This window comes from uncultured Roseobacter sp. (genome assembly GCF_947491795.1).
In the GTDB taxonomy this organism is placed as follows: Bacteria; Pseudomonadota; Alphaproteobacteria; order Rhodobacterales; family Rhodobacteraceae; genus Roseobacter.
In genome coordinates, this window is sequence record NZ_CANLKW010000001.1 from 235,639 (window position 1) to 249,495 (window position 13,857).

Sequence of the window (13,857 nt, forward strand, 5' to 3'; positions counted from 1 at the left end):
GTGGAATCAGCGCTGAATGTGCTGAAGAGCACGCGGCCACAGGCAGCAATCCTGGACATCAATCTCGGGTCAGGAGGAACCAGCGAACCCATCGCAGAAGAGCTCTCACTGCTCGGTGTCCCCTTTGCATTTCTGACCGCCTACAACGATGACAATCCTGTCGTGCGCAAGTTTCCGCAGGCCCGTTATGCGAGTAAACCCATGAGCCTGTATCAGCTCAGGCAACTCCTGAGCGATTTGACCCGAAAGGACGCGCAGCACTGACCGAAATCAGTTTTGTTCCGTAATCCGTTGTTTTCGCAGGCGACAGCCGCGAAGAGTTTCTGGTTCAGGCACAGTCCGCTGCGGTGAATAATTCCTGGGTGAATGGTCCGCATACCCGGGGCCCATTCAAAGAAGATATCGGAAACACCCAGGAACTGACATAACTGTTCACAGCTGGCGAACTGGTTGGTATTTGCGGGCTCAGAGGATTTACTCCCTGTTTTGAGGGATTTCTGTGCCTCTCTGAGAGAATAGACGCACATGACATCGAGCGTGCATTGCCGTCCCGAAGCCATGCTGGCAACTGAATTCGAAGGACACCGGCGCGCGCGCCGTTCCGGGGTTTTTCTCTGGCCTGAAATCTCTTTGACACGGCGCCCTTTGCGGTCTTCCGGTCAGCGCAACTCTCAGCGTCCTTCGGAAAAAGACAAACGGGCTGAGGCATGGCGTACAGCGGGTGGAAAAATACATGCAGGTATGAATTTCCGTCAATTCGCACGATTCTGTTAAGGTGCTGTTAACCTTAGTGAACGCAAAAAGGTGGCCTGACCAAGACCGAATACGAGACCTGTGTGAATACCGATCCTGATCCTGAGAACATCCAGTGGGTCATCGAAGTTATCGACGAACTCCGCGAATTTGCCCAGGCCAATAACCTGCCAGAATTTGATCGCAAGCTGATACGGCTTGCACAGACGGCGCGACTGGAAAGTAACGGGCAGCTGCCTGTTCCGGGAGCAGCGCGCCAGGGTGTCAGCAAACTGGCCGGATAACGCTTCCTCCTGTAAATTTGTGAAATTGTCGGCATTGACCAGGATCAAAGACGGTATCGGCTGTCCGGTGCATGATCTGTCGTGCGATGACAGGAGCGACAGGATGGATCAGAAGCTGAAAACACAGGCCCTGCCGGAGGACGCAGAGGCCCGGAGCACGGCCCGGGGTAGCGATCAGTCAGCCGCCCGGGCAGGGCGGTTGGGCCGCCGTGAGTATGAGGCTGCCAAGGCTGAGCTGCAGGTTGAGCTTTTGAAAGTGCAGCACTGGGTGCAGGACACCGGCCAGAAATATGTGATGTTGTTTGAGGGGCGCGATGCGGCCGGCAAGGGCGGGACAATCAAGCGTTTCACCGAGCACCTTAATCCGCGCGCAGCCCGGGTTGTCGCGTTGAACAAACCGACGGACGAAGAACGCGGGCAGTGGTTTTTCCAGCGCTATATCAAGCATTTGCCCACCAGAGGGGAAATCGTTCTTTATGACCGGTCCTGGTACAACAGAGCAGGTGTGGAGCGGGTGATGGATTTTTGCAAACCAGAGGAGTATCTGGAATTTATGCGCCAGACACCCGAATTTGAAAGGATGCTGGCGCGCTCTGGCATCCGGCTTTTCAAATACTGGTTTTCAGTGACGCGGGATGAGCAGCGCGCGCGGTTTAAATCGCGTGAAACCGATCCGCTGAAGATGTGGAAACTGTCGCCCATTGATCGGGCCAGCCTCGACAAGTGGGACGATTACACCGAAGCAAAAGAAGCCATGTTTTTCTATACTGACACGGCGGACGCGCCCTGGACTGTGATCCGCTCAGACGACAAAAAGCGGGCACGGATCAATTGTATGCGTCATTTCCTGTCCGGCCTCGATTACCCTGACAAGAACCCGGCGGTGGCGGTGCCGCCCGATCCCGAAATCGTGCACAGCGCCGAAAATGTGGTGCATGCGGCCGATCATATCCTGGCCAGCTCGCTGCATCCCAAAACCCGCAGATCCTGAGCCGGTGACCGCTTGTCAGCTTTTGCGTTTGCGGGCCGGGCGGGGTTTTACCTGAAGCTCGATCTCGTCGTAAAGCTTGCCGACGATATCCTTGCCAGTGGCCTTTTCGATGCCTTCAAAGCCTGGGGAAGAGTTCACTTCCAGCACTTTTGGCCCCGCAGAGGAGCGCAGCAGATCGACACCGGCCTTGCCCAGACCAAAGGCCCGCGCGGCCCGGACGGCTGTTTCACGCTCCTCTTTGGTGATCCGCACTACTTTGGCAGAGCCGCCCCGGTGCAGGTTCGAGCGGAAATCACCCTCGGCACCTGTGCGTTTCATCGCAGCGACCACTTTGCCCGCGACCACCAGACAGCGGATGTCCTCGCCGGCGGCTTCTTTGACAAAATCCTGCACCAGGAAATTCGCCTTGAGGCCCCGGAAGGCGTCGATTACGGATTCGGCCGCTTTTTTTGTTTCGGCCAGAACAACGCCTTTGCCCTGGGTAGATTCCAGAAGCTTCACGATCAGAGGTGCCGTGCCCACAAGTCCCATCAGATTTGACGTATCTTTGGGCGAGGCGGCAAAAGCGGTGGAGGGCATGCCGATTTTCTTGGTGGCCAGCACCTGATGGGCATGCAGTTTGTCCCGGCTGGCTGTGATGCCCGCGCTGCCATTTACACAGTAAGTGCCGATCGCCTCGAACTGGCGGATCACAGCGGTGCCATAGGGCGTAATAGATGCGCCGATCCGCGGAATGACCGCATCATACCGGGGCAGGCGCTTGCCGTCATAATGCACCTCGGGTGCCATAGTATTTATGGCCATATAACAGCGGGTTGTGTCAATTACTTCAACCGTATGGCCGCGCGCCTCGCCGACCTCCACAAGGCGGCGGGTGGAGTAGTTGTCCTCCCGGCTCAGTACTGCAATGCGCAGCGCCCGTTTGGGTGCGCGCTGTTTGAGAGCGGCTGTATGATAGTCATCGTAGCTCAGCTCGGGTTGCAGATGCTTTTCCGTCGGGGAAATCGAAATGTGATCGGCCAGTGCCTGACGCCCCAGGAGCATCCGCGAGGACATCTGCTGGCGGTTGGTCAGGGTAATCTCAATCGGCCATGATTGCCCGCCAACGGTCAGGGATGAGGAAATGACGAACCGCTGCTCTGTCTCGCCGTTGGAGGAGGTAACTTCACGCCGATCAACCAGTGGTGCGGAACAGGTGATGGCCACATCATTTCGGCCCGCGATGGGGTGCACGTTAAAGCGTACTTTGGGCGTTTTTGCAGGCCCGAACACCTCGATGTCATGCGCATGCAGCGCAGAGGTGCGCGCGCCGGTATCAATCTTTGCCTTGATCGCCGGGAGCCCCAGTTCCGGCAGTGATACCCATTCTTCCCAGCCGAATGTCAGCTTTTCCATCTGTTTACCCCTGTCGTTTTGTTTGCACCATGGGGTAACAGCCACGGCTCCAGACCTCAACCGGATGCCGCCGGGACAGATTGTCCGCCCCAGTCGGGCCCGACGTCACATCGCACAGGTTTCGGTAATTATGACTGTATTTACAGTGATTTATAAGTCATCGTTGATGTCGCGGGTGATGACCTTTGCGCCACTGGACTGGCCCCGGAACGCGATGCGCAGACCGATCCACGCCAGCAGGGACACACCGGCAAAGACCGCCAGCAGTGCTGATGCAGATGGGATGTATCCGAAACCAACCAGCCCCGCCGTGATCAGCGCGCCGATGGCAAAGCCCAGAAAGATAAATCCGGGTGCGAATACTTCGATGATCGCGAGGATGATCGCGACGGCCACCCACAGCCACCAGATACCGAGAAACGCGTCGATCATGCGCCTTTCCCCTTGAGCAGACGGAAGGCATCACCAAAAGCTTCGAGAGCCTGGGCGGGAACGATAATGGTCTGTTTGCCGTCACCTGCGCCCAGAGCGTTCAGGGATTCCACCTGTTTCAGGGCGATCTGATACTGAGCGGCCTCGATCCCGTTTTCGTTGATCGCGGTTGCCACCACCTGGGTGGCATAGGCCTCTGCATCTGCAAGGATCCTGCGTGCTTTAGCTGTCTGTTCGGACGCGTAAAGCTCCGCATCAGCGGCCAGCTCAACCGCGCGTTTTGATCCTTCGGCCTCGGTGACCTGAGCCCGGCGGGCGCGTTCGGCATTAAGCTGCTGGAGCATCGCATCGCGCGTCGCCTGGTCGAGATTAACATCCAGTATTTCGGCCCGGGTCACTTCGATCCCCCAGTCATCCACAGCGTCCTCGACCGACCCTTTGATGGTTGAAATCAGCTCGGCGCGGTTGGCCTGGACGTCGTCCAGATCCATTTTACCGATCTCGGCCCGGACGATCCCGGCAACTGTGGTCGCAATAGCTGCGTCCACGTCACGAATTCGGTACACCGTGCGCTCGGGCTCTGTAATGCGGTAGAACACCGAGGTTTCGACCTGCACCAGGACGTTGTCTTTGGTGATGGCATCCTGGCTTGCGTTGGGCAGTTGCCGTTCCAGGATCGAAATCTCATGCGCAACCCGGTCGATGAAGGGTACAATCAGGTTAATCCCGGGCCCAAGGACGGACCGCAGCCGCCCGAAACGCTCGATGACGTATTTTTCGGATTGAGGGACGATTTTGACGCCCTTGACCACAAGTGCCACGAGCAGACCCGCGAGCAGCAGAAACACGACATTTCCTGACAAAAGCTCGATGATTACTGTTTCGATGTCCATAACGGCGTCCTTTTTACCATCCAGCTGAGGATGTGGCCTCTGTCTGATCCGAATGCAAGCACAAGACCGTGCCGCAGGTACCCGGCAGATCAGCAAAGATTGCACTTTTGATGTGGTTTGGATACCGGGCGGGGACAGCCAACACAAATAAGGGGTCCGCATGGCCGGTTTCAGTTTCAGCACATCCGCCGTGGACGGAAAAGCGCGCACAGGAACGATAAGCACCCCCCGGGGTGATATCCGGACACCTGCGTTTATGCCCGTGGGCACAGCGGCGACCGTCAAGGCGATGTTGCCGGGGTCGGTGCGTGACACCGGCGCTGATATCCTGCTGGGCAATACCTACCACCTGATGCTGCGTCCCACGGCGGAACGGATCGACAGGCTGGGCGGTCTGCACGAATTCATGAACTGGGATCGGCCCATTCTCACGGATTCCGGGGGCTTTCAGGTGATGAGCCTCGCGTCACTGCGGAAGCTGACGGAAAAAGGTGTAACTTTCAAAAGCCACATCGACGGCTCGAAACACGAGATCACGCCCGAACGATCGATGGAAATCCAGCGGCTGCTGGGCTCGGACATTGTGATGTGTTTTGACGAGTGCCCCGCCTTGCCGGCGGACCGGCAGCGGATCGCAGAAAGCATGGAGCTGTCCATGCGGTGGGCCGCAAGATCGAAGGAGGCCTTTGGCGAACGCCCCGGGCATGCGCTTTTCGGCATTCAGCAGGGTGGGCTTGAAGAAGATCTGCGGGCACAGAGCGCTGATGCATTGCGCGACATTGGTTTTGACGGCTACGCGGTGGGCGGTCTGGCCGTGGGAGAGGGGCAGGAGGCGATGTTTGACTGCCTTGATTATGCGCCGGAGCAGCTGCCGCAGGACAAACCCCGCTATCTGATGGGCGTGGGCAAACCGGATGACATTGTTGGCGCGGTTGCCCGGGGCATCGATATGATGGACTGTGTTCTGCCCAGCAGATCCGGGCGCACAGGCCAGGTGTTCACGCGGTATGGCGTGCTCAACATTAAGAACGCCCGCCACCAGGACGATCCGCGCCCTCTTGACGAAAACTGCGGTTGCCCGGCCTGCCGCAGCTACAGCCGCGCCTATCTGCACCATGTGTTCCGCAGCCAGGAGATTATTTCCTCGATGCTGCTGACCTGGCATAATCTGCATTATTATCAGGATCTTATGGCAGGAATGCGCGAGGCGATCAGCGGGCAGCGTTTTGACGCCTGGCAAAAGGCCTTTCATGACGGTCGCGCGCGGGGAGATCTCGATCCGCTCTGATTGTCGGTTTTACGGTTAAAACCTGCGACCCTAGGCCACATGTTAACGCCCGTTTAACCCGCATTGGCGTAGAGCTGTGGCGACCACAGCGGAGGTATGGGATGAGCGATATTCAGACAGAAAACACGCACCAGTCGGGGCTCTCTGCCGATCAGACGCTTCACGCCATCCTGAGTGATCTCGCCCCTGCGCGATCTGCCGCAATGCAGGTTCTGGTTTTTCATATGGAACAGGCGGACTCGTCCGAGGACAATGTCACAGCGGACACTCTGATGGAGGCGCGGAATGCTCTGCGCGCCGCCTGCAAGTCCATTCAGACATCGGTACCGCAGCGTCTGAAAGCGCTGAAAGTCGAACTTCCGGAGGCGCTGGAGGAGAAACTTCAAAATCTGACTAAAGCTCTCAGCGATCTGCTGCGGGCAGTGGATGCCTGCAGTATGGGGTCTGACAAGGAAATCAAAGGATTTCGGCCTTCTGGCAATATGTACAACCTGTGTGCAGAACGAGTGGCGCAGGGTTGTGCGGAATTTTCCAACGGGCTGAGCGCGTTCTTTCTGGAGCGGACGGAGCGTGACAAGGCAGAGGCCCTGAAACGCACCAGCACAATAGCGCAGGAAATTGGCAAAATCGGACGTGTGATCAACATGGTCGCCACCAATGCTACTATCGAGGCCGCGCGCGCAGGTGAGGCGGGCAAAGGGTTCACCGTCATCGCCGATGAAGTCAAAGTGCTCTCATCGCGGGTGTCGTCTCTGTCTGTTTCTCTGACGGACCAGCTGAATGTGAACTGACCGGTGCAAAAGCTCCTGGAGGCCCGATTGTCGGCTTGTACTCTGACCCTTCTCTGGACATTCTTGCGATGACCAGATCAAAACAAGGTTGATATCAGTGGGGTGCTGCCCCACCTGTTATCTGTAAATCCGGAGATGGCCGGGCGTTGCTGCATATGCGGGACCAGTGTCATCTTGCCAAAAACAAGGAAAGAGCATGCAAGAGCCTCTTAACGCTTCGTACCCGGTACTGCCGCTGCGCGATATCGTCGTATTCCCGCACATGATTGTGCCGCTTTTCGTCGGGCGCGAAAAATCCGTCCGTGCCCTCGAAGAGGTCATGGCAGATGACAAGCAGATCCTTTTGTCCAGTCAGATTGACCCGGGCGTCGATGATCCTGACAGCGACGGTATCTACAAGGCAGGCGTCCTTGCGAACGTGTTACAGCTGTTGAAGCTGCCTGATGGCACGGTCAAGGTTCTGGTCGAAGGCCAGGCGCGGGTGCGGATCACCGAATATCTGGACAACGACAGTTTTTTTGAAGCACGGGCAGAATATCTGACCGAAATGCCGGGCGATGTTGCCACAACAGAGGCGCTGTTGCGCACAGTGGCGGACGAATTTGAGCGCTATGCCAAGGTAAAGAAAAACGTACCCGAAGAGGCGCTGGCGGCTGTCGGCGAATCCAGCGAGCCTGCAAAGCTTGCCGATCTGGTCGCCGGGCATCTGGGCATAGAGGTAGATCAGAAGCAGGACCTGCTGGAAACCCTGAGCGTGTCCGAGCGTCTGGAGAAGGTTTACGGCCTGATGCAGGGCGAAATGTCTGTCCTGCAGGTCGAGAAAAAGATCAAAACCCGCGTCAAGACCCAGATGGAGCGTACGCAGCGCGAATACTATCTGAATGAGCAGATGAAGGCGATCCAGCAGGAGCTGGGAGACGGCGAGGACGGCAAGAACGAAGTCGCCGAGCTGGAAGCCCGTATTGCCGACACCAAACTGAGCAAGGAAGCCCGCGAAAAGGCGGATGCCGAGATCAAGAAACTGCGCAACATGAGCCCGATGTCGGCCGAGGCGACAGTGGTGCGCAACTATCTGGACTGGATGCTGTCGATCCCCTGGGGCACGAAATCGCGTGTCAAAAAAGATCTGGGCCGCGCACAGAAGGTTCTGGACGACGATCACTATGGGCTTGAGAAGGTCAAAGAGCGCATTGTCGAGTATCTCGCGGTGCAACAGCGATCCGCAAAACTCAAAGGCCCGATCATGTGCCTTGTGGGTCCTCCGGGCGTTGGCAAGACCTCGCTGGGCAAATCGGTTGCGCGTGCGACGGGGCGCGAGTTTATCCGCATCAGCCTCGGCGGCGTGCGTGACGAATCCGAGATCCGCGGTCACCGCCGGACCTACATCGGCTCCATGCCGGGCAAGATCATTCAGGCGCTGAAGAAAGCAAAGACAACGAACCCGCTGATTTTGCTGGATGAAATCGATAAGATGGGCCAGGATTTTCGCGGTGATCCCGCGTCTGCAATGCTGGAAGTTCTCGATCCGGAACAAAACTCGACATTCGTCGACCACTATCTTGAAGTGGAATACGATCTGTCGAACGTAATGTTCCTGACAACATCCAACAGTTACAACATGCCTGGTCCGCTGCTGGACAGGATGGAGATCATCCCGCTCGCCGGCTATACCGAGGACGAAAAACGCGAGATTGCGCTGCAACACCTTGTGCCCAAACAGGTCAAAAACCATGGCCTTCGGAAAAAGGAATTCAGCATTGACGATTCCGCACTCACCGAGATGATCCGGACCTACACGCGCGAAGCTGGCGTGCGGAACCTCGAGCGGGAAATCGCCAAGGTTGCGCGCAAGTCTCTGACAAAAATCATCCGCAAAGAAGCGGAAAGCGTCGCAGTCACTGCAGACAATATCGATGATTTCCTCGGTGTGAAAAAATATCGTTACGGTCTTGCAGAGAAAGAAGACCAGATTGGTGTTGTGACCGGCTTGGCATATACGTCGGTGGGGGGCGAGCTGCTGAGCATCGAGGCGCTGCGCCTGCCCGGTAAAGGCAGGATGAAGACAACCGGTAAACTTGGTGATGTGATGAAGGAGTCGATTGACGCGGCGTCTTCATATGTCAGGTCGATCAGTCCGCAGATCGGTGTCAAACCGCCGCGGTTCGACAAAATCGACATCCACGTGCACGTCCCTGATGGTGCCACGCCCAAGGACGGCCCGAGTGCAGGCCTTGCAATGGTAACCTCCATCGTATCCGTGCTGACCCAGATACCGGTGCGTAAGGACATTGCAATGACGGGCGAAGTCAGCCTGCGCGGGAACGCGATGCCGATCGGCGGGCTCAAGGAAAAACTGCTGGCGGCGCTGCGCGGAGGGATTACCAAAGTGCTGATCCCGCAGGAAAATGCCAAAGACCTGCCTGAGATACCGGACAACGTAAAAGACGGGCTGGAAATTATCCCCGTCAGCCACGTGTCTGAGGTGTTGGAGCACGCGCTGGTCAGCAAGCCGGAAGCGATCGAATGGGATCAGGAAGCCGAAGAAGCAGCAGCAGCGGCCATTGCAGGCTCTTCCGATACCGGGGATGCGGCCACGGCACACTAACGTCGTTCCCGATTATTTGAGGCGCGGATCTGATGTGGATCTGCGCCTTATTCACGTTCTGTGACGGACCTTCAGGCATCCTCTTTAATGCCAGTTGGTGCAAATCCTTCGGCACGGCAGTCCACTCCGAAAAACTCTTGCAGCCTGCGGTTCCATTGAGTATCCCCCGGCGTGCGGGTAATTAGCTCAGTGGTAGAGCGCTTCGTTCACATCGAAGATGTCAGGAGTTCAAATCTCTTATCACCCACCATTTCATATCGCGTCTTATGTTCGAACGGCACGGGCAACGGCGCTTTGCGGGGCTTGAAGCGAGAGAGCGTCGGGCGTATTCGGCCATTGAATGAAAGCATCCGGAACAAAGCTATGGTCGATTTCCCACCGCTCTACATCCTGCGCCATGGGCAAACGCAGTGGAATGCAGAGCATCGGGTCCAGGGCCGCCTTGATTCTCCGCTGACGGATCTGGGCCGGAGCCAGGCGCTTGAGCAGAACCGTATCCTGCGGAGCCTTGATCTGACGGGTTTCCGGTTTCTGTCCAGCCCACAGGGGCGCGCTTTCCAGACGGCCGCGATTGCACTGGAAGGCCTCGCAATGCGGATCGATACCGACCCGCGCCTAGCAGAAATAACCGTCGGTGAGTATGAGGGGCGGCGGCGCTCTGAACTGCCGGGTGGAGCGGCAGCGGCAGAAAGCGAAGAAAGCGCGCTGCATCTCTATAACGCGGCACCCGGTGGGGAGGGCTTTGAGGGCCTGTACCATCGCTGTGACAGCTTTCTGAGCTCTCTGGATGGACCTTCTGTTCTGGTCACCCACGGCATGACATCGCGGATGCTGCGCCTGATCCTGCTGGGTCAGAGCGTCGACAGTATCGGCAGTCTGCCAGGCGGGCAGGGGGTCGTCTATCACCTTGCGGATGGCATTCAGCATCGCCTGACATTAGGGGCTTGAAGACCCGCTGCAGTTTGGCTAAACCCGCGCCATCGGGTCGTTAGCTCAGTTGGTAGAGCGCTTCGTTTACACCGAAGATGTCGGGAGTTCGAGCCTCTCACGACCCACCATATCCTCTGTTCCGACTCGAATATTCTGCTTATGCTGACCGGAGTCTGGTCCGGGTGGGGCCTGGCTCTTTACGCAGACGGTATGCTGGACACTGTGACAGCTGCAGTCTGCTGGTCAGTGTGAAAGGGGCGCGCGTTGTTTTGCGACAAGACTGGGAATGAAAATCCCGACCGGCAGCAGATCGCTGAATTTGATCTTGAGCTGGAAAGAATTCTGAATGATCTCAACGGCCTGCCTGAGCAGGAGCGGGGTGAGCGCGCCGTGATCATGGCGGCGCGTCTGATGGAATACGCAGCGTTCGAACTGGCGGGTCACGTCGATTGCGAACTGGTGGGCGAGATGGTTAACCTGTCTGCACGAATGAGCGGCCGCCGCCGGAAAGAGAGCACAACCCCTGTTTCAGGATCGGTTGTTCCGCTGTTTCCGCAAGCCAGATGATCTGAGTCTCTATCCCCCTCAGGTAGTGTCGTGTGCCGATTGTCGCGCTATGGTTGACAATTGTTACAATCCAGGCAAGTTTTGAGCATATAAATGCTCGGTTTCGCGATATTTTTGAGACCTCTGAAAAACGTGGAGAGAACACCCGCTCAGATCTGTTTGTGACAACCGGATATTTCGTGGTGCAAGGTAACAGGCTTCCGGAAACGGGCAAAGACCCGGGCAACGGACGCCGTGCAGTGTAAAGGCTGACACGATATGACCGAGCCGAAGGCAGAAATCTCCCCAAAGGTTGCGGACCTTCAGGCGTCTCTCAGTGCACTTGACGAAATGCCCGTTCATGAGCGGGTTCAGGTCGCAATGTTACTGGCCTCCTGTTATCTGGAATACGCGGCGTTTGAAATGGCGCTTGATCAGGGCGCCGAGGATGTATCCGAAATCATTCACATGGCCGCGCGTCTTGATATGGCCTCGCGGCGCGTGTCAGATCGCGCCGCTTTCGCCAAGGCCGCACAGAACCTGCGCAAAATGTGACAGAACCAGTCATTGATCACTGTCCCTGACGGTTTATTGTTCATCAGGCAATCAATTCGGAGGCGATGATGAGCTGGAACCCTGCACTCGACCCCGACTGCCCTGTCGGAGACGCTGTGGACTCGATTGAAACGGTGATCGTTCCGCGTGCGCGCGATCTTGGTGGATTTGAGGTGCGCCGTGCCCTGCCAGCCCCAAAGCGCCAGATGGTTGGTCCGTTCATATTCTTTGATCAGATGGGTCCGGCAGAATTTCTGACGGGCAAGGGGATCGACGTTCGGCCACATCCGCACATCGGTCTTGCGACTGTGACGTACCTCTACAAGGGCAAGATTCACCATCGGGACAGCCTCGGGACGGATCAGTGGATCGAACCGGGGGCGGTAAACTGGATGGTGGCCGGGCACGGCATTACCCATTCGGAGCGCACAGACGGAGAGATCCGTAAAAACCCGCACAGTCTTTTCGGCATCCAGACATGGGTGGCGCTGCCTGAGGAGGCAGAGGACAATGCCGCCGCCTTTGAGCATGCGCCAAAAGATACGCTGCCGTTTCTGCAAGGTGAGGGCAAAGAGGTACGTCTGATTCTGGGCACAGCATGGGGTGAGACTGCGCCTGTCAGCACATTCTCGGAGATTTTCTATGCAGACGCTGTACTGGAAGCGGGGGCGAAAATTCCACTTCCCGATAATCACGAAGACCGCGGTGTCTATGTGGTGGGCGGCAGTATCAGCGTGGGGGGCGAGACCTATGATGCCGGACAGATGATGGTCTTTCGCCCCGGGGACAACCTGTCCCTCACAGCAGGTGCGCAGGGTGCGCGGCTGATGATGCTTGGCGGTGCGACGCTGAACGGGCCACGGCACATCTGGTGGAACTTTGTCGCCTCCTCCCGGGATCGTATTGATGCGGCCAAGGAAGCATGGCGTGCCGGGGACTGGGCGCATGGTCGTTTTCAGTTACCGCCGGGGGATGACGACGAGTTTATCCCGCTGCCTGACTGACCGCGCAGGAAAAAACGGGCCATCGGGAGTAAAATTCAAATTTCTTGTGAAAGCCCGCTTGACGAGACCGGGAGGGCGCAATATCAGGACGGAACGCTTCGCAAGGGGCGTGCAGTGGGCGGTTGTAGCTCAGTTGGTTAGAGTACCGGCCTGTCACGCCGGGGGTCGCGGGTTCGAGCCCCGTCAACCGCGCCACCGCTGCATAAAAGGCCTCCGGAGACGGGGGCCTTTTGCGTTTTCATCCGCCGGTTTCGGTTGATCTGGCTGCAGGTCTGGCAAATGCGCGATTACCTTTGGTTTGCGTGCGCTGCTCTGGCAGAAAGTAAGCGTTCTGGACGCTGACGAGTATTTCTTAGCCGCTTCTTTGAGCTGCGTCCCGAAGGCTCAAGCGCCTGGACAAACATCCGAGATATCAAACTGATTTTCCCGCGTCGGATCGAAGAAGGTTCCCGCAAAGACGTGGTATCAACACACATTGAAACGCTTCCTGCACTGCGCATCCTGCGTCGTCAGCAAACGTCCTGCCGCTCCAGAAAACCGAGCAGCTCCTGTGTGGTCTGCTCCGGGTACTGGTCGACAAAAAAGTGTCCACCGGGGACAGCTCGATGGGACATATCGCTCAGTCTGTCCTGCCACGTCGAGGGGATGTCATAGGCTTTTGCCATTGCGCCGTCTGCGCCATAGAGAACGAGCGCAGGGCAATCGACCCGCCGCTCCAGATCTGCGGCATCAAGGTCGAAATCAACCTGCAGAGCCGCGCGGTAGTCGGCACACATGCCGCGAATGGCCTCCGGGTCGCGCCACGCGGCTCTGTATGCTGTCAGGGCTTCCGGATCAAAGTCAGACAAATGCGCTGCCCCCCATCCCAGCAGACAACTTTCAAAATAGGCGTCGGGGTCATGTGCGATCATTGTCTCGGGGAAAGGCGCGGGTTGTGCCAGGAAAAACCAGTGGTAGTAAGCGGCTGCAACCTGCCGCGTTAGCTCATCCAGCAACAGATGCGTGGGCACGATATCCATAACGGTCAGCGTGCGCACAAGCTCCGGCGCGTCCAGCGCCAGACGGTGTGCGACACGTCCACCCCGGTCGTGCCCGACCACATGAACCTCTGTCTCGCCGAAATGCCGCATCAGCGCGCGCTGATCTGCAGCCATATGCCGGAATGAATAGGGGGCTGTTCCGGGCGGTTTGCCGCTCGCGCCATATCCCCGCAGGTCAGGCGCATAAACTGTATGGTTTTTCGCCAGAAAAGGCGCCACCGCATGCCACATGGCATGTGTCTGCGGAAAACCGTGCAGCAACAGCACAGGAGGACCTGCGCCACCGTGCGTTACACGCACCTGCAGCCCGTCGCAGTCGACCATTTCTGTCGTGAAGCCCTCAAACATGG

The 13,857-nt window shown here is 57.6% G+C and carries 14 protein-coding genes and 3 tRNA genes; 13 read left to right on the top strand and 4 right to left on the bottom strand.

Going from position 1 to position 13,857, the window contains the following annotated elements; translation table 11 throughout:
• From Q1A34_RS01200 to ppk2, 3 genes are all read left to right on the top strand, one after another.
• The gene (locus Q1A34_RS01200) at positions 1–264 is read left to right on the top strand and encodes a hypothetical protein (protein WP_300029613.1); all 264 of its coding nucleotides are present in this window, start codon (positions 1–3) and stop codon (positions 262–264) included.
• A gap of 572 nt (positions 265–836) precedes the next feature.
• The gene (locus tag Q1A34_RS01205) at positions 837–1,037 is read left to right on the top strand and encodes a hypothetical protein (RefSeq protein WP_300029616.1); all 201 of its coding nucleotides are present in this window, start codon (positions 837–839) and stop codon (positions 1,035–1,037) included.
• A gap of 103 nt (positions 1,038–1,140) precedes the next feature.
• A complete protein-coding gene (ppk2, locus tag Q1A34_RS01210) occupies positions 1,141–2,028 on the top strand; it encodes a polyphosphate kinase 2 (RefSeq protein WP_300029619.1) in 888 nt (295 codons plus the stop codon).
• Between the two features lie 15 nt (positions 2,029–2,043).
• On the opposite strand, the gene rimK is transcribed toward ppk2, so the two are convergent.
• The 3 genes from rimK to Q1A34_RS01225 form a co-directional block, all read right to left on the bottom strand.
• On the bottom strand, positions 2,044–3,423 hold the full coding sequence (rimK, locus tag Q1A34_RS01215) for a 30S ribosomal protein S6--L-glutamate ligase (RefSeq protein WP_300029622.1): 1,380 nt from the start codon (positions 3,421–3,423) through the stop codon (positions 2,044–2,046).
• A 150-nt stretch (positions 3,424–3,573) separates the two neighbouring features.
• Complete coding sequence (locus Q1A34_RS01220) at positions 3,574–3,855, bottom strand: hypothetical protein (protein ID WP_300029624.1); 282 nt, start codon at positions 3,853–3,855, stop codon at positions 3,574–3,576.
• Positions 3,852–4,748, bottom strand: coding sequence for an SPFH domain-containing protein (locus Q1A34_RS01225; protein WP_300029628.1), 897 nt, complete (start codon positions 4,746–4,748; stop codon positions 3,852–3,854). The genes Q1A34_RS01220 and Q1A34_RS01225 overlap by 4 nt, the downstream gene beginning before the upstream one ends.
• Before the next feature lie 160 nt (positions 4,749–4,908).
• Here Q1A34_RS01225 and tgt point away from each other — a divergent pair, with 160 nt between their 5' ends.
• The 10 genes from tgt to Q1A34_RS01275 all read left to right on the top strand — a co-directional run bounded on the left by tgt (position 4,909) and on the right by Q1A34_RS01275 (position 12,662).
• Positions 4,909–6,036, top strand: coding sequence for a tRNA guanosine(34) transglycosylase Tgt (tgt, locus tag Q1A34_RS01230; RefSeq protein ID WP_300029632.1), 1,128 nt, complete (start codon positions 4,909–4,911; stop codon positions 6,034–6,036).
• Between the two features lie 101 nt (positions 6,037–6,137).
• Positions 6,138–6,827, top strand: coding sequence for a methyl-accepting chemotaxis protein (locus tag Q1A34_RS01235; protein ID WP_300029635.1), 690 nt, complete (start codon positions 6,138–6,140; stop codon positions 6,825–6,827).
• A gap of 196 nt (positions 6,828–7,023) precedes the next feature.
• On the top strand, positions 7,024–9,432 hold the full coding sequence (gene lon, locus Q1A34_RS01240) for an endopeptidase La (RefSeq protein WP_300029637.1): 2,409 nt from the start codon (positions 7,024–7,026) through the stop codon (positions 9,430–9,432).
• 175 nt (positions 9,433–9,607) lie between these two features.
• Positions 9,608–9,682, top strand: a tRNA-Val gene (locus Q1A34_RS01245).
• Positions 9,683–9,795: 113 nt separating this feature from the next.
• The gene (locus Q1A34_RS01250) at positions 9,796–10,380 is read left to right on the top strand and encodes a histidine phosphatase family protein (protein WP_300029639.1); all 585 of its coding nucleotides are present in this window, start codon (positions 9,796–9,798) and stop codon (positions 10,378–10,380) included.
• A gap of 34 nt (positions 10,381–10,414) precedes the next feature.
• Positions 10,415–10,490 (top strand) — tRNA-Val (locus tag Q1A34_RS01255).
• Between the two features lie 136 nt (positions 10,491–10,626).
• Positions 10,627–10,929 (top strand): hypothetical protein, encoded by a 303-nt coding sequence (locus Q1A34_RS01260; RefSeq protein WP_300029641.1) that lies wholly within the window; start codon positions 10,627–10,629, stop codon positions 10,927–10,929.
• Positions 10,930–11,187: 258 nt separating this feature from the next.
• Positions 11,188–11,463 carry a hypothetical protein gene (locus Q1A34_RS01265; protein ID WP_300029643.1) on the top strand — a complete coding sequence of 92 codons (276 nt, stop codon included), beginning with the start codon at positions 11,188–11,190 and terminating at the stop codon, positions 11,461–11,463.
• 68 nt (positions 11,464–11,531) lie between these two features.
• Positions 11,532–12,467 carry a pirin family protein gene (locus tag Q1A34_RS01270; RefSeq protein ID WP_300029645.1) on the top strand — a complete coding sequence of 312 codons (936 nt, stop codon included), beginning with the start codon at positions 11,532–11,534 and terminating at the stop codon, positions 12,465–12,467.
• 118 nt (positions 12,468–12,585) lie between these two features.
• A tRNA-Asp gene (locus Q1A34_RS01275) sits at positions 12,586–12,662 on the top strand.
• A gap of 314 nt (positions 12,663–12,976) precedes the next feature.
• On the opposite strand, the gene Q1A34_RS01280 is transcribed toward Q1A34_RS01275, so the two are convergent.
• Positions 12,977–13,855, bottom strand: a complete 879-nt coding sequence (locus tag Q1A34_RS01280; protein ID WP_300029647.1) for an alpha/beta hydrolase — start codon at positions 13,853–13,855, stop codon at positions 12,977–12,979.
• Positions 13,856–13,857: the final 2 nt, after the last annotated feature.

Bases quoted from the DNA above. Each gene is read 5' to 3' on its own strand.
- ppk2 (WP_300029619.1), top strand. From the start codon at position 1,141: ATGGATCAGAAGCTGAAAACACAGGCCCTGCCGGAGGACGCAGAGGCC.
- rimK (WP_300029622.1), bottom strand. From the start codon at position 3,423: ATGGAAAAGCTGACATTCGGCTGGGAAGAATGGGTATCACTGCCGGAA.
- Q1A34_RS01220 (WP_300029624.1), bottom strand. From the start codon at position 3,855: ATGATCGACGCGTTTCTCGGTATCTGGTGGCTGTGGGTGGCCGTCGCG.
- Q1A34_RS01225 (WP_300029628.1), bottom strand. From the start codon at position 4,748: ATGGACATCGAAACAGTAATCATCGAGCTTTTGTCAGGAAATGTCGTG.
- tgt (WP_300029632.1), top strand. From the start codon at position 4,909: ATGGCCGGTTTCAGTTTCAGCACATCCGCCGTGGACGGAAAAGCGCGC.
- Q1A34_RS01235 (WP_300029635.1), top strand. From the start codon at position 6,138: ATGAGCGATATTCAGACAGAAAACACGCACCAGTCGGGGCTCTCTGCC.
- lon (WP_300029637.1), top strand. From the start codon at position 7,024: ATGCAAGAGCCTCTTAACGCTTCGTACCCGGTACTGCCGCTGCGCGAT.
- Q1A34_RS01250 (WP_300029639.1), top strand. From the start codon at position 9,796: ATGGTCGATTTCCCACCGCTCTACATCCTGCGCCATGGGCAAACGCAG.
- Q1A34_RS01265 (WP_300029643.1), top strand. From the start codon at position 11,188: ATGACCGAGCCGAAGGCAGAAATCTCCCCAAAGGTTGCGGACCTTCAG.
- Q1A34_RS01270 (WP_300029645.1), top strand. From the start codon at position 11,532: ATGAGCTGGAACCCTGCACTCGACCCCGACTGCCCTGTCGGAGACGCT.
- Q1A34_RS01280 (WP_300029647.1), bottom strand. From the start codon at position 13,855: ATGTTTGAGGGCTTCACGACAGAAATGGTCGACTGCGACGGGCTGCAG.